The organism is Streptomyces sp. NWU339, assembly GCF_003143855.1.
GTDB lineage: Bacteria > Actinomycetota > Actinomycetes > Streptomycetales > Streptomycetaceae > Streptomyces.
Genome location: NZ_QFRK01000012.1, coordinates 110,653 through 125,284, shown reverse-complemented (window position 1 = coordinate 125,284; position 14,632 = coordinate 110,653). Strand labels below are relative to the sequence as shown.

Sequence of the window (14,632 nt, the reverse complement as noted above, 5' to 3'; positions counted from 1 at the left end):
CCGGGGGATCGCCGGAGGAGTCAGCCGCGCGCGAACACCCCCGGGCACCGGCCACCACCCGGGCCCCGGCACGGCGAAGGGCCCGCACCCCGGGGGTGCGGACCCTTCGCCAGCAGGAAATTCTTGCGGTTGGTAGCGCGTTCAGGCGGTGACGCGAACCATGTCGGCCTGCGGGCCCTTCTGGCCCTGCGAGATCTCGAACTCGACCCGCTGACCCTCTTCAAGGGTGCGGTAGCCGTCCATCTGGATCGCGCTGTAGTGGACGAAAACATCCGCACCACCGTCGACCGCGATGAAGCCGTACCCCTTCTCCGCGTTGAACCACTTGACGGTGCCCTGAGCCATGCCTAACTCCCCTATTACTGGCCCTTGCACAGATCCACACTTCGCGGATCCGGGTCAGACCTCACCCCCCGACGATCGGGGGCGTGCGCCGGAACGCGTCGACCGCGGCCGAATGTATCCGTCCAACTGCCCTCTGCAACAGGTCAATCGGACGAGAAATCTGGACGGCACCGGTCCGGAATATGACGGGAATTCACCTGATTTCAGGTCAAGTCAGGCCGGACAAAGCTCGCAAATGCCGCAGAAGTGGCCCAGAGTTTGGCTGTATCCAGTCGGGCGTGCGGCAGGAATTGACGGTTCCAGAACGGGGAGTCGGGACCGTGTTCCCCAACCCTACCGCGCTCAACCCCATGGAATTGCCCCCTCCGCTTCTCTCACGGAGGGGGCAACGCGGTAAACATTCGGCAATATCGATTACCGAGGGTAATGATCAGCCGCCGGCGACGGCCGGGATGATCGACACACCGGCACCGTCCGGGGTCACCGTCTCCAGACCCTGCTCGAAGCGGACGTCGTCGTCGTTGACGTAGACGTTGACGAAACGGCGCAGCTTGCCCTGGTCGTCCAGGACCCGGGCGGAGATCCCGGTGTGGTTCTTCTCCAGGTCGGCGATGACGTCGCCGAGGGTCGCCCCCTCGGCGTTCACCTCGGCCTTGCCGCCGGTGTAGGTGCGCAGGATGGTCGGGATGCGAACGGTCACGCTCATGCGACTTGACCTCCAGTGACGATGGGAATACTTTGCGTGTCGGTCACCAGGCCGACGGTCTCGGCCCGTGGAGCCGGTGAAGGACCTCGACTCGGGTGCGTCCCGGGGACGACCGGCCGTGCAGCAGGACGCCCGGCGGGTGCCCGCCGGCCCCCTCGGGACCGGCGAGGAGGAGGTCAGGCGAGGCCAGCCTCTCGGAACGACTCGAGGTTGGGACGGATGGTCGCGGTGAGGCCGCTGTCGGCCACCGCGTCCAGCGTCTTGAGACCGTCGCCGGTGTTGAGTACGACGGTGGTCAGGGACGGGTCCAGGACGCCGTTCTCGATCAGCTTCTTCGTGACGCCGACGGTCACACCGCCCGCGGTCTCGGCGAAGATGCCCTCGGTCCGGGCGAGCAGCCGGATGGCCTCCACGACCTGCTCGTCCGTCACGTCCTCCACCGCGCCGCCGGTGCGGCGCGCGATGTCCAGGACGTACGGGCCGTCGGCCGGGTTGCCGATGGCGAGCGACTTGGCGATGGTCTTCGGCTTCTGCGGCCGGACGACGTCGTGGCCCGCCTTGTACGCGGTCGACACCGGCGAGCAGCCCTCGGCCTGCGCGCCGAAGATCCTGTACGGCTTGTCCTCGACGAGGCCGAGCCGGATCAGCTCCTGCAGCCCCTTGTCGATCTTCGTGAGCTGCGAGCCGGAGGCTATGGGGACGACGATCTGGTCGGGCAGCCGCCAGCCGAGCTGCTCGCAGATCTCGTACGCGAGGGTCTTGGAGCCCTCGGCGTAGTACGGCCGCAGGTTGACGTTGACGAAGCCCCAGCCCTCGCCGGCCGGGTCGCCGATCAGCTCGGAGCAGAAGCGGTTCACGTCGTCGTAGTTGCCCTCGATGCCGACGAGTTCACCGCCGTAGACGGCGGCCATGACGACCTTGCCCTGCTCCAGGTCGTGCGGGATGAACACGCAGGAGCGCAGGCCGGCGCGGGCGGCGGCGGCGCCGACGGCACCGGCGAGGTTGCCCGTGGAGGAGCAGGACAGGGTGGTGAAGCCGAAGGCGCGGGCGGCCTCCAAGGCCTGGGCGACGACCCGGTCCTTGAAGGAGTGGGTCGGGTTGCCGGAGTCGTCCTTCACGAACAGGCCGCCGGTGACGCCGAGTTCGCGGGCCAGGTTGTCGGCCTGGACGAGCTGGGTCCAGCCGGGGTTGATGTTCGGCCTGGTCGCCACGTCGGCGGGGACGGGCAGCAGGGGCGCGTAGCGCCAGATGTTCGCGGGGCCCGCCTCGATGCGCCGGCGGAGTTCCTCGGTGTCGTAGGCCGAGAAGTCGTAGGCGATCTCCAGCGGACCGAAACACTCCTCGCACGCGAAGACGGGGCCGAGGGGGACGCGGTGGCCGCATTCGCGGCAGGACAGCGCGGCGGCGGGACCGAGATCGACGGAGGGCTCGGCGGATCCGGCGGCGGATACGGTGGTGCTTGCGACAGTCTGCACAGCCATGTGAGGCGAGGCCCTTTCTCCTCATCTTCCTCACGACGTGTTTCGCCGTGAGACGGATTTGGCACCTTCCCTAGCCGGGAGCCTCGCGTGGACGATCAGCGATCAGCGTTCGGTGTTCCGCTGTGATCGTCGATCGACGGTGATCCACGAGAACCGGCTGGAGGGTTGCCGGGGCTTCATCGGGCCGTGTCCCTCTGCCCCTCTGGATGAGCTGTATTCGGTTGTGTGTCATGCGGTGGTGCGATCGTGCACCGCGGACGCAAGGAGGGTCGTGACCCCCGGTGTGCAAGGGGCGTCCGCGTTGCTCAAGACTGTAACCGACGGCCAGGACGACCGAGAGTGCGCGTCCGAACCGCGAGATGGATCAACGGGTGTCAGGTGTATGGATCACAGAGGCGAGGAGCCGCAGACCGTGCTGGAAGAAGTCGAGCGCTGGCTGGCCGACCGCTCCTGGTCCGTGGCCGACCGCCCGCTGCACCGCGTCCTGGCCGCGAAGCGCGCCACGGGCCGGACGGTGAGCGTGGTACTGCCCGCGCTCAACGAGGAGGCGACGGTCGGTGACATCGTCGGGGTCGTCCGGCACGAGCTGATGCTCCGGGCCCCGCTGGTCGACGAGATCGTGGTCGTGGACTCCGGCTCGACCGACCGCACGTCCGAGGTGGCCGCGGCGGCGGGCGCGACGGTGGTGCACCGGGACACGATCCTGCCCCGCCTCCCCGCCGTGCCCGGCAAGGGCGAGGTGCTGTGGCGCTCCCTGCTCGTCACCCGGGGGGACATCGTCTGCTTCGTCGACGCGGACCTCAGGGAGTTCTCCGCCGACTTCGTCTCCGGCATCGTCGGCCCGCTGCTCACCGAGCCGGACGTCCACCTGGTGAAGGCGATGTACGACCGCCCCTTCACGCTGTCCGACGGGAGTACCCCCGACACCGCAGCCACCTCCACCACCGCAGCCACCGCCGCCACGGCCGGTCAGGGCGGCAGGGTCACGGAGCTGATGGCGCGCCCGCTGCTCAACATGCACTGGCCGCAGCTGGCCGGCTTCGTCCAGCCGCTCGGCGGCGAGTACGCGGCCCGGCGCTCGCTCCTGGAGCAGCTGCCCTTCCCCGTCGGCTACGGCGTGGAGCTGGGCATGCTGGTCGACGCCCTGCACCTGGTGGGGCTGGACGCCCTCGCCCAGGTCGACGTCGGCGTCCGCCGGCACCGCCACCAGGACGGCCAGGCCCTCGGCCGCATGGCCGCCGCGATCTACCGCACCGCCCAGCTGCGCCTGGCCCGCGGCCACCTGATCCGCCCCGCGCTCACCCAGTTCGAACGGATCGGGGGCACCTTCGAGCCCCGCACCTACTCGGTGGACACGGAGGAACGCCCCCCGATGGCGGAGATGGCCGAGTACCGGTCCCGTCGGGTGGCCTGAGCACACTCGCCGCGTGGCAAGAACTTCCGCCACGCGGCGTCAACGTGTGCGCCACGCCGCACAGGGCCCGTGACGCCAGGGCGCCTCTCATACCGTCGCATCGTGCGTTTGAGCGCATCAGCGACGGGCTAGGTTGAGGCGTGTGACTCCGCTCCCTGCCCGAAGGAAGGGGCTTCCAATCCAAGGATTGCGGTCCAGCCCGAACCGATCCCTTATGGGACAAAGGGAAAAATAGCATGGGCGAGGAGATCGAGTGAGGCGTATGGCTTCCATGCAGGGTGCTCGGGTGCTGGTCGCGTCGAATCGCGGCCCCGTTTCGTACACGGTGGAGGAGGACGGTTCGCTGCGGGCCAGTCGCGGTGGCGGCGGGCTGGTGTCCGGGCTGTCGGCGATCGGGCCGGACGCGGGGTCGCTGTGGGTGTGCTCGGCGCTGTCCGACGGCGACCGCGAGGCCGTGCGGCGCGGGGTCGGCGAGGACGGCGTGCAGATGCTGGACATCCCGGCGGACGTGCACGCCGACGCGTACAACGGCATCGCCAACTCGGTGCTGTGGTTCGTGCACCACATGCTGTACCAGACGCCGGTGGAGCCCGTCTTCGACACGGAGTTCCGGCGGCAGTGGGCCTCCTACGAGGCCTACAACCGGGCCTTCGCCGAGGCGCTGGCCGAGGAGGCGGCGCAGGGGGCCGCGGTGGTGGTGCAGGACTACCACCTGACGCTGGTCCCGGGGCTGCTCCGGGAGCTCCGCCCCGACCTGCACATCGGCCACTTCTCGCACACGCCGTGGGCGCCGCCGGAGTACTTCGGGATGCTGCCCGACGACATCGCCGGGCAGGTGCTGCGCGGCATGCTGGGCGCGGACCGGCTCGGCTTCCTCACCCACCGCTGGGCGGACGCGTTCACCGCGTGCTGCGAACGGTTCGCGGGCGGGCTCGGCGACACCCGGATCGGTGTGCACGGGCTGGGTGCCGACGCGGACTTCCTGCGCGGGCGCGCGCGGGAGGCGGACGTCGAGGAGCGGCTCGGCGTGCTGCGCAAGGAGATCGGCACGGCTCCCGACGGCACCGCGCGGCGGACGGTCGTCCGGGTCGACCGGACCGAGCTGTCGAAGAACATCGTGCGCGGTCTGCTGGCGTACCGGCAGCTCCTCGAGGACCACCCCGAGTGGCGCGAACGGGTGGTGCACCTCGCCTTCGCCTACCCGTCCCGGCAGGACCTCGCCGTGTACCGCGACTACACCGCCGAAGTGGGGCGGGTCGCCGAGGAGATCAACGAGCGGTACGGGACACCCGGCTGGCGTCCGGTCGTGCTGCACGTCAGGGACGACTTCGCGCGCTCGCTGGCCGCGTACCGGCTGGCCGACGTGGCGCTGGTCAACCCCATCCGGGACGGTATGAACCTGGTCGCCAAGGAGATCCCGATCCTCGCCGAGGGGGGCTGTGCGCTGGTGCTGTCCCGGGAGGCGGGCGCGCACGAGGAGCTGGGCGAGGACGCGATCACCGTCAACCCGTACGACGTGGTCGGCACGGCGCGCGCCCTGCACGAGGCCCTCACGATGGGCCCGGCGGAACGGACCGAAGCCGCCAAGCGCCTGACCGCGGCGGCGACCGCGCTGCCACCGGAGCAGTGGTTCCTGGACCAGTTGAACGCCCTCCGCGAGGAGTCGTAGGCCCGGCGGGGCCCGGCCCTGGACGGCCGGTCGGGGTGGCGTGCGACGGGGTGGGCGTGGATAGGTTGGCGGTATGGGCAGTCATACGGATTCCACGGACCCGAATGCCACGCACTCGAACACCGTCGGCCCGGCCGCCGCGGAGCCCCTGCCGACGCCCGCCACGCGGGCCGGGCGGGAGGGGCTCGACGCGTTGCTCGCGCGGCCGGGGAGGGCGCTGATCGGCCTCGACTTCGACGGCACGCTCTCGCCGATCGTGCCCGACCCGGAGCAGGCCCGCGCCCACCCGGAGGCGGTGCCCGCGCTCACCGCGCTCGCCCCGGAGGTGGCCTCCGTGGCGGTGATCACGGGCCGGCCGCCCGAGGTCGCGGTGCACCACGGCGGCTTCGCGGGCGTCCCCGGTCTGGAGCACCTGGTCGTCCTCGGCCACTACGGCGCCGAACGCTGGGACGCCGCCACCGGCGACATCACCGCGCCCGCCCCGCACCCCGGTGTCGCCGGCGTCCGCGCGGAACTGCCGGGGCTGCTCGACCGGGTCGGTGCCGGCCAGGGCGTCCGGACCGAGGAGAAGGGCCGCGCGGTGGCCGTCCACACCCGCAGGGCCGCCGACCCCCAGGCCGCGTTCGAGGCGCTGCGCGGGCCGCTGTCCGATCTGGCGGCCCGGCACGGCCTGGTCGTGGAGCCCGGCCGCATGGTCCTGGAGCTGCGTCCGCCGGGGACGGACAAGGGCGTGGCGCTGCTGGAGTACGCCCGCGAGATCGGCGCCGGGTCCGTCCTCTACGCGGGGGACGACCTGGGTGACCTTCCCGCCTACGCCGCCGTCGAGGAGCTCCGCTCCGACGGCGTCCCCGGCCTGCTGGTGTGCAGCGGCAGCGACGAGGTCCCGGAGCTGAGGGAACGCGCGGACCTGGTGGTCGACGGCCCCGCCGGAGTCGTACGCCTGCTCCGGGCACTGGCGTCGTCCCTGCACGCCGCCTGACCCACCCCGCCCCCCATGGGCGCGTCCCTCGGCGTCCCGGCCCCCGTGCCGTTCCGGTGCCCCGGTCGGCCGCGTTCAGCGTTCCGTGCGGCGGGACTCGCGGATGCGTCTGAGCCGGTTCACCGTGACCGGGTCGTGGGCCAGGGCGCGGGGGTCGTCGAGCAGGGCGTTGAGGAGCTGGTAGTAGCGCACCGGGGGCAGGCCCAGCTCCTCGCGTATCGCCCGTTCCTTCACGCCGGGGCCGAGGAAGCCGCGGCGCTCCAACGCGATGATGTCCTGCTCGCGCCGGGCCAGCCGTTCCTCATCCATGCCCCGACGGTAGCCCCTGCCATGGACATCCGGTCACCGGCAGGGGCTGCGGGGAGAGTCCTAGCGTGAGCTCTCCGCGCGCGTCGCGGTCGCCTGGAGGCCGTCCAGCACGCCCTTGGGGCTGCCGCCCGGGGCGACCGCCTTGCCGATCTGCTCCTTGATGGCCACGTTGACCGCGGCCCAGGAGGTGTTGCCGACCGGGTAGAGCTCCGAGGTGGCCAGCTCGTCGAGGAAGGGCTTGAGGTCCTTGTCCCGCTCGGACCCCTCCATCACCCGGGACGCGGAGCTGGTGACCGGCAGCAGGCTGTAGTCGCGGGAGAAGTCGAGCACGTTCTCCTCGCTGTAGACGAAGTCGAGGAACTCGCCGATCTCGTCGCCGTGGCCGTTCTTGTTGAAGGCCATCATCCAGTCGGCGACCCCGAGCGTGGCCCGGCTCTCGCCGTCGATCCCCGGCGTCGGCACGGTGCCGAACTCCACGCCCTTCTTCTCGGCCATCTCGATCAGCGAGGGGTGGCCGTTCAGCATGCCGACGTCGCCGTCGGCGAAGGCGGCGAACGCTTCGGCGCGGTCGAGCTTGCCGGGCGCCACCGGGCCGGTCAGGCCCTTGCCGACCAGCTCGTCCTTCAGCCAGGTGACGGTCGCGGTGTTCTCCGCGGAGTCGAAGCTGTAGGAGCCCAGGGAGTCGATGTAACCGCCCTTGCCGCTGAGCAGCCACTGCATGGTCTCGGCCTGTGCCTCCTCCGGGCCGAGGGGCAGCGCGTAGGGGTACTTCACGCCCTCCGCCTTGAGCGCCTCGGCGTTCGCGGCGAGATCGTCCCAGGTCTTCGGCGGGGTGAGGCCCGCGTCCTCGAACAGGGTCTTGTTGTAGAACAGCACGCGCGTGGAGGAGGCGAACGGCATGCCGTACTGCACGCCGTTGACCTGGCCCGCGTTGGCCAACTGCGAGACGAAGTCGGCCTGGACGGGGATGGAGAGCACGTCGTCGGCCTTGTAGAGCAGGCCTTCGGCGGCGTAGTCGGCGTAGGCGCCGATCTGGGCCATGTCCGGCGGGTCGCCCGCGTCGACCATCTTCTTGACCTCGCGGTCGACGTCGTTCCAGGAGTGGATGCTGACGTCGATCTTCACGCCCGGGTGCTCGGCCTCGTACTGCTTCGTCAGGGCGGCCCAGTACTTCTCGGAGCTGTCGGCCTCGCCGGTGCCGTAGTCGGCGGCGACCAGTTTCAGCGTCACGTCGGAGGAGTCTTCGCCGACACCGCATCCGCTGAGGACTCCCGTCAGCCCCAGTGCGGACACCGCCGCGATCGTCCTTGCCAAGCCCCGCCGCTGCACTGCTTCTTTCCCCAACCCGGCGCCCCGCGCCATCCGTTCGAAAGTTTTCTGGTAGTCCGATAGTCGGAACAAGGTCTACACCACGTAAGTGGACTAGACCTCTTGCGGGTCCCGGGGCCACACTGTTCCACGTGAAACACGTCATCGCCCTCGATGTGGGCGGCACCGGGATGAAGGCCGCCCTGGTCGGAGCGGACGGCGAGCTGCTGCACCAGGCCCGCCGCGCCACCGGCCGGGACCGCGGCCCGGACGCGGTCGTCACCGGCGTCCTCGGCTTCGCCGCCGAACTCCGCGCCCACGGCGTCGAGCGCTACGGCGAGCCCGCCTCCGCCGCAGGCCTCGCCGTCCCCGGCATCGTCGACGAGGCGGAGGGCATTGCCGTCTACTCCGCCAACCTCGGCTGGCGCGACGTCCCGCTGCGCGCACTGCTCGCCCAGCGGCTCGGCGGTCTCCCCGTCGCCCTCGGCCACGACGTCCGCACCGGCGGGCTCGCCGAGGGCCGCATCGGGGCGGGCCGGGGCGCCGACCGGTTCCTGTTCGTCCCGCTGGGCACCGGCATCGCGGGCGCCATCGGCATCGACGGCCGGGTGGAGGCGGGCGCGCACGGCTTCGCCGGAGAGATCGGCCACATCGTCGTACGGCCCGGGGGCGCCCCCTGCCCGTGCGGTCAGCGCGGCTGCCTGGAGCGGTTCGCGTCCGCGGCGGCGGTCAGCGAGGCCTGGGCGGCGGCCTGCGGCGACCCGGGGGCGGACGCGGCCGACTGCGCCAAGGCCGTGGAGTCCGGCGACGCACGGGCCCGGGAGGTCTGGCAGGAGGCCGTCGACGCCCTCGCCGACGGGCTGGTCACCGCGCTCACCCTGCTGGACCCGCGCACCCTGATCATCGGTGGCGGGCTGGCGGAGGCAGGGGAAACCTTGTTCGCGCCGCTGCGGGAGGCGGTCCGGCGACGGGTCACCTTCCAGAAACTGCCGTCCCTGGTCCCGGCCGCCCTCGGGGACACCGCCGGATGCCTGGGCGCGGGACTCCTCGCCTGGGATCTCCTCGAGACCACCGCCACCACCGCTGCCACCACAGCCCCCTCGGACGACTCCTCGGAGGTAACCGCCTGATGGCCCCCACGAAGGTTCTCACCGGTGCCCGGGTGGTACTGCCCACCGGGACCGTGGACGACGGCCGCGTGATCGTCGACGGCACGCGCATCGTCGCCACGGGCCCCGCGAACGCCCCCTCCGACACCGAAACCCCTGAGAACGCCGCCGAGACGCTCGACCTGACCGGTCACTGGCTGGTCCCCGGCTTCGTCGACCTCCACAATCACGGCGGCGGCGGCGCGTCCTTCACCTCCGGCACGGTCGACGACGTCCTCAAGGGCATCCACACCCACCGCCTGCACGGCACCACCACCCTGGTCGCCTCGACCGTCACCGGTGACCTGGACTTCCTCGCCCGGCGCGCGGGCCTGCTGGCGGAACTGGCCGCGCAGGGCGACATCGCCGGCATCCACTTCGAGGGGCCGTTCATCTCACCGTGCCGCAAGGGCGCGCACTCCGAGGAGCTGCTGCGCGACCCCGACCCGGCGGAGGTCCGCAAACTGATCGACGCGGCGCACGGCCACGCGAAGATGGTCACCCTCGCCACCGAGCTGCCCGGCGGCCTCGACTCCGTACGCCTGCTGGCCGAGCACGGCGTGATCGCGGCCGTCGGCCACACCGACGCGACGTACGAGCAGACCGTGGCGGCCGTCGACGCGGGCGCCACGGTCGCCACCCACCTGTTCAACGCGATGCCGGCGCTCGGCCACCGCGCCCCCGGCCCGGTCGCCGCCCTTCTGGAGGACGAGCGGGTCACGGTCGAGCTGATCAACGACGGTACGCATCTGCACCCGGCCGCCCTTCAGCTGGCGTTCCGTCACGTGGGCCCCGGACGGGTGGCGTTCATCACCGACGCGATGGACGCGGCCGGTTTCGGCGACGGCCGCTACATGCTCGGCCCGCTGGAGGTGGACGTCGCGGACGGCGTGGCCCGCCTGGTGGAGGGCGGCTCCATCGCGGGGTCGACGCTCACCCTGGACCGTGCGCTGAAGCGCGCGGTGACGGTCGACGGACTGCCCGTCGAGCACGCGGTGGCGGCCCTGTCCGCCAATCCGGCCCGGCTGCTGGGCATGGACGACAGGATCGGCTCCCTGGAACCCGGCAAGGACGCCGACCTGGTGGTTTTCGACGCGGAGTTCACCCTCAAGGGCGTGATGCGCCGGGGCGAGTGGGTGGTCGATCCCCGACTGGGCTGATCCGTCCGCCGGTCAGGACCCGGCGGACGGTCTCGGGGGTGGGCCGGCCGCCGTCTGTTTGGCATGATCAGGACTTCGGAGTTCCGGAATCCCGGAACGCACGGCAGACGGCAGGCGCAGCCAAGGGGGAGGTCGGTCCGGTGATCCTCACGGTCACGCTGAACACCGCTCTCGACATCACCTACCGCGTACCGGCCCTGCGCCCGCACGCCTCCCACCGGGTCACCGAGGTGATCGAACGCCCCGGCGGCAAAGGCGTCAACGTGGCCCGGGTGCTCGCCGCCCTCGGCCACGAGGTGACGGTCACCGGCTTCGCGGGCGGCCTCACCGGACGGCTCCTGCGGGACCGGCTCACCCCCGTACCGGGCCTGGTGGACGCGCTGGTCCCGGTGTCCGGCACGACCCGGCGCACCGTCGCCGTGGTCGACGAACGCTCCGGCGCCACCACCCAGCTCAACGAGCCCGGCCCCACCGTCTCCGCCGCCGAGTGGAATGCCTTCCAGGAGGTCTACGAGGACCTGCTGGCCGGCGCCTCGGCGGTGGCCCTGTGCGGCAGCCTGCCCCCGGGCGTCCCGGTGGGCGCGTACGCGGGCCTGATCCGTACCGCCCGCGCGGCCGGGGTCCCGGCCCTCCTCGACACCAGCGGCGCGGCACTGCGCCGCGGGGTCGCCGGCCGCCCCGACGTCCTCAAGCCCAACGCCGACGAACTGGCCGAACTCACCGGCTCCCACGAGCCGTCGCGCGCCACCCGGGACGCCCGCCGCCGCGGCGCCGGCGCGGTGATCACCTCCCTGGGCCCGCAGGGGCTGCTCGCGGTGACCCCGGAGGGCCACTGGCGCGCCGCACCGCCGGCCGCCCTGCACGGCAACCCCACCGGTGCCGGCGACTCGGCCGTCGCGGGCCTGCTCTCGGGCCTGGTCACCGGCCTCCCCTGGCCGGACCGCCTGGCCCGGGCGGTCGCGTTGTCGGCGGCGACGGTACTGGCGCCGGCTGCGGGCGAGTTCGACCGGGAGGCTTACGAGGAACTGCTCGGGCGGGTGACCATCACAGGGGAGGTCAGCGCGGCCTGAGGCATGCCGGGCGAAGCGGCGGCGCCACCCTTTTCAGCCCTCTCCACCACGGGCTGGCCACAGCTGTTCCATGTGGTCAGCTCGGCGGTTCCTCCGTCAGCCAGAACTGGTCGAGGATGGCGTTGCACTGGTTGCCCTCGTTGCAGACGAGCTCGATGGTGTTCGTGCCGTCGGCCAGGTTCACGTTGGCCCAGGTGTCCTTCCAGCCCTTTTCCCAGTCACCCTTGGGTGTTCCGCCGAAGTTCTCCATGTTCAGCGGACGGGTCGCGGCCTCGCCGTTGACCACCACGGTCGCGTTGGTGTCCTCACCCGGCGTGGCGTAGCCCACGTAGAACCGGTAGGTGCCTTCCTTGATGCCGTTGACGGTCCAGGTGACCTTCGCGCCCACCTTGTCGAAGCCCGCCACATAGACGCCGCCGTCGGCCTTCGCGCCCTTGATGTCGGAGGCCGTGGCCATCCCCTCGCCCAGGCGGAGCGCCTTCGCGTCGATGGTCGGCAGTTCGGCCGCTTCCTCCTCCTCGTCGCCGCCGCTGCTCGCCGACGGGCTCGGCTCGGAGCTTTCCTGGGACTGGGTCGGCGTCGAGTCGGCCTGGTTGCCGTCCTTGCCGTCCTCGTCGTCGCCACTGATCATGGCGATGCTGATGCCGACGACCACCGCGGCGACCACCGCGACGGCGCCGATGAGCAGGCCCTTGGTGTTCGGTCCGCGGCCCCGGCCGCCCCCGCCGTGCCCGCCGCGGGGCTGCTGGGCGCCGGAGCCGCCCGGCAGCGTCTCCGGTGCCGCGTAGTGCGCGGCCGACTGGCCGTAGGTGCCCTGCTGCGGCGGTGCCTGCGGAGCGGGGGCCTGCTGGCCGTACTGGCGGGTTCCGACCGGCCGCACCCGGTTGACCGAGTTGGGGTAGCCGTAGCCCCCGGACGGCGGCTGGGCTCCGTTGGCCTGCCCGTCGGCGTAGAGGTAGCCGAACGGGTCGTCGTCCTCGGGCGTGCTCGCGCCGTTGTTGCCGGGCGTCATCCCTTGGTGCTCCTAGCTGCGGATCGGATGCGGTACGAGTGGTGAGATAGGCGAGCCTACCCCCACCCGGTGACCCGAACGGGTGACTCCGACCGCATCAACTCACTGACCTGCGGTTCATCCCGCGCGCCGGTGCTGTTTGGGACGAGATCGTTTCTCGACGTACATCCGCTCGTCAGCGGATTTCAACACTTCGTCCGCGGTCAGGCCGCAGTGTGCCCATCCGATGCCGAAGCTGGCACCCACCCGCACGGCCCGCCCCTCGGCCCGGATGGGCTGGATGATCTCGTTGCGCAGCCGTACGGCGAGGTCCTGGGCGTCGGCCCGGCCGAGCCCGTTGGCGAGGATCACGAACTCGTCGCCGCCGAGCCGGGCCACGGTGTCGCCGTCCCGGACACCGTCGCTGAGCCGGCGGGCGACCTCGATGAGGACCGCGTCACCCGCGTTGTGCCCGAACCGGTCGTTGATCGACTTGAAACCGTCGAGGTCGCAGAAGAGCACGGCGAGGCCCTTGGTTCCGTCGTCGCGGTCCTCGTCGGGGGCGACGGCGTGCACGTGGTGGTCGTAGCCCTCGAACGCGCCGGCCTCGGGCGGGAAGTCGAAGTCGTGGCCGCGGTCGAAGGCGGGCGGGCCGTGGGCGGCGTCCTGGGAGTCGAAGGGGGCGAAGGACTCGAAAGCGGCCAGGGAGTCGGCGACGGCGGCGGGCAGTGCGCCCTGCGGGCGCTGCCGGCACAGGCGGGCGGAGAGCCGGGCACGCAGCTCGGCGGAGTTCGGCAGGCCGGTGAGGGAGTCGTGGGAGGCGCGGTGGGCGAGGTGCAGCTCGCGGCGCTTGCGCTCCTCGATGTCCTCGACGTGGGTGAGCAGGAATCGCGGCCCGTCGGCGGCGTCGGCGACGACGGAGTTGCGCAGGGACACCCAGAGGTAGGTGCCGTCCCTGCGGGCCAGCCGCAGTTCGGCGCGGCCGCCCTCGGCGGAGGTCCGCAGCAGCGTGCCGATGTCCTCGGGGTGCACGAGGTCGGAGAAGGAGTAGCGGCGCATCGCGGAGGCGGGGCGGCCGAGCAGTCGGCACAGCGCGTCGTTGGTGCGCAGGATGCGGCCGTGCTGGTCGCCGCCCAGCTCCGCGACGGCCATGCCGGAAGGGGCGTACTCGAAGGCCTGCCGGAAGCTTTCCTCACTGGCGCGCAGGGCCTGCTGCTCGCGCTCCAGGCGGACCAGGGCGCGCTGCATGTTGGAGCGCAGCCGGGCGTTGCTGATCGCGATGGCGGCCTGGAAGGCGTACATCTGGAGCGCTTCGCGGCCCCAGGCGCCGGGCAGCCGGCCGTTGCGCGGGCGGTCCACGGAGAGCACGCCGATCAGCTCGCCGCAGCCCCCGCCGCCCTGCGGGGCGGGCGCGTACATCGGGGCGAAGAGCCGGTCGGAGGGGTGCCACTCGTCCTCGAAGCGGGGGGCGGGGCCGTCGGTGTACCACTGCGGGACGTCGTCGTCGTCGAGGACCCAGCCCTCGGTGTGCGGTATGAAGATCAGGTCGCCCCAGGCCTCGCCCATGGCGAGGCGGCGCTCCCAGGACTCGCGTGAGCCGACCCGGCCGATGACGAGGGCTTCGGCGGCGGCGTTGCCCGAGAAGGCGGCCACGACCAGGTTGTTGTCGGGGCGCACGAGGTTGACGCAGGCCAGTTCGTAGCCGAGGGCGTCGACGACGCCGTCGGCGACGGTCTGCAGGGTGTCGGCCAGACTGCGGGCCGTGTTCATGGCGGCCATGGCCTGGTGCAGTTGCCGCAGGGAGGCAAGACGGACGTAGGGCTCCGAATCGGTCTCCATGCTCACCCTCCCCCCGGGACCTCGCGGCGGATCAAGCGATCTCATCGACGTATCGTCCTGGCAGTATCCCCGCCACTGAATCACAGCGCGCTGCCCACTCGGTACACAGGGTCAACAATTACCTCCCCTTGTGACTCAAGTCACAACCAAACGTGAACAATTGGGAGGCCTTTCCGGAGTTTCCCCGCGAATTCACCGAAGGTGCCGAGTGCG

Annotated in this window: 13 protein-coding genes and 1 riboswitch; of the genes, 6 read left to right on the top strand and 7 right to left on the bottom strand. The window is 71.6% G+C overall.

The window, feature by feature from the left end; all coding sequences use genetic code 11:
- Window positions 1–141: 141 nt before the first annotated feature.
- The 3 genes from DIZ27_RS17240 to thrC all read right to left on the bottom strand — a co-directional run bounded on the left by DIZ27_RS17240 (window position 142) and on the right by thrC (window position 2,532).
- Window positions 142–345 (bottom strand): cold-shock protein, encoded by a 204-nt coding sequence (locus tag DIZ27_RS17240; RefSeq protein ID WP_004986573.1) that lies wholly within the window; start codon window positions 343–345, stop codon window positions 142–144.
- A 430-nt stretch (window positions 346–775) separates the two neighbouring features.
- On the bottom strand, window positions 776–1,051 hold the full coding sequence (locus DIZ27_RS17235) for a ubiquitin-like small modifier protein 1 (RefSeq protein ID WP_109379301.1): 276 nt from the start codon (window positions 1,049–1,051) through the stop codon (window positions 776–778).
- A 176-nt stretch (window positions 1,052–1,227) separates the two neighbouring features.
- Window positions 1,228–2,532, bottom strand: a complete 1,305-nt coding sequence (gene thrC, locus DIZ27_RS17230) for a threonine synthase (RefSeq protein ID WP_109379300.1) — start codon at window positions 2,530–2,532, stop codon at window positions 1,228–1,230.
- Window positions 2,533–2,550: 18 nt separating this feature from the next.
- Window positions 2,551–2,745: riboswitch (SAM riboswitch) on the bottom strand.
- Between the two features lie 199 nt (window positions 2,746–2,944).
- On the opposite strand from thrC, the gene DIZ27_RS17225 reads away from it, so the two are divergent.
- The 3 genes from DIZ27_RS17225 to otsB all read left to right on the top strand — a co-directional run bounded on the left by DIZ27_RS17225 (window position 2,945) and on the right by otsB (window position 6,594).
- Window positions 2,945–3,946, top strand: a complete 1,002-nt coding sequence (locus tag DIZ27_RS17225; protein ID WP_109379374.1) for a glucosyl-3-phosphoglycerate synthase — start codon at window positions 2,945–2,947, stop codon at window positions 3,944–3,946.
- Between the two features lie 262 nt (window positions 3,947–4,208).
- On the top strand, window positions 4,209–5,615 hold the full coding sequence (locus tag DIZ27_RS17220; RefSeq protein WP_181383563.1) for a trehalose-6-phosphate synthase: 1,407 nt from the start codon (window positions 4,209–4,211) through the stop codon (window positions 5,613–5,615).
- A 73-nt stretch (window positions 5,616–5,688) separates the two neighbouring features.
- Window positions 5,689–6,594 carry a trehalose-phosphatase gene (otsB, locus tag DIZ27_RS17215; protein ID WP_109379299.1) on the top strand — a complete coding sequence of 302 codons (906 nt, stop codon included), beginning with the start codon at window positions 5,689–5,691 and terminating at the stop codon, window positions 6,592–6,594.
- A gap of 75 nt (window positions 6,595–6,669) precedes the next feature.
- Here the strand turns inward: otsB and DIZ27_RS17210 are convergent, their stop codons facing one another.
- Both DIZ27_RS17210 and DIZ27_RS17205 read right to left on the bottom strand, forming a co-directional pair.
- Window positions 6,670–6,903, bottom strand: a complete 234-nt coding sequence (locus tag DIZ27_RS17210; protein ID WP_109379298.1) for a DUF3263 domain-containing protein — start codon at window positions 6,901–6,903, stop codon at window positions 6,670–6,672.
- A gap of 60 nt (window positions 6,904–6,963) precedes the next feature.
- On the bottom strand, window positions 6,964–8,232 hold the full coding sequence (locus DIZ27_RS17205; RefSeq protein WP_109379297.1) for an ABC transporter substrate-binding protein: 1,269 nt from the start codon (window positions 8,230–8,232) through the stop codon (window positions 6,964–6,966).
- 170 nt (window positions 8,233–8,402) lie between these two features.
- Here DIZ27_RS17205 and DIZ27_RS17200 point away from each other — a divergent pair, with 170 nt between their 5' ends.
- The 3 genes from DIZ27_RS17200 (at window position 8,403) to DIZ27_RS17190 (ending at window position 11,589) form a co-directional block, all read left to right on the top strand.
- Entirely contained in the window at window positions 8,403–9,341 is a 939-nt protein-coding gene (locus tag DIZ27_RS17200) for an ROK family protein (protein WP_258308425.1), read from the top strand.
- Complete coding sequence (gene nagA / locus DIZ27_RS17195) at window positions 9,341–10,519, top strand: N-acetylglucosamine-6-phosphate deacetylase (RefSeq protein ID WP_109379295.1); 1,179 nt, start codon at window positions 9,341–9,343, stop codon at window positions 10,517–10,519. Before DIZ27_RS17200 ends, nagA begins: the two co-directional genes overlap by 1 nt.
- A gap of 140 nt (window positions 10,520–10,659) precedes the next feature.
- Window positions 10,660–11,589: a 1-phosphofructokinase family hexose kinase gene (locus tag DIZ27_RS17190; RefSeq protein ID WP_109379294.1), complete on the top strand. Its 930-nt coding sequence runs from the start codon at window positions 10,660–10,662 to the stop codon at window positions 11,587–11,589.
- Between the two features lie 76 nt (window positions 11,590–11,665).
- Here DIZ27_RS17190 and DIZ27_RS17185 read toward each other — a convergent pair whose 3' ends face one another.
- Both DIZ27_RS17185 and cdgB read right to left on the bottom strand, forming a co-directional pair.
- Entirely contained in the window at window positions 11,666–12,601 is a 936-nt protein-coding gene (locus tag DIZ27_RS17185) for a CBM35 domain-containing protein (RefSeq protein ID WP_109379293.1), read from the bottom strand.
- A gap of 117 nt (window positions 12,602–12,718) precedes the next feature.
- On the bottom strand, window positions 12,719–14,419 hold the full coding sequence (gene cdgB, locus DIZ27_RS17180; RefSeq protein ID WP_109379292.1) for a diguanylate cyclase CdgB: 1,701 nt from the start codon (window positions 14,417–14,419) through the stop codon (window positions 12,719–12,721).
- Between the last annotated feature and the right edge of the window lie 213 nt (window positions 14,420–14,632).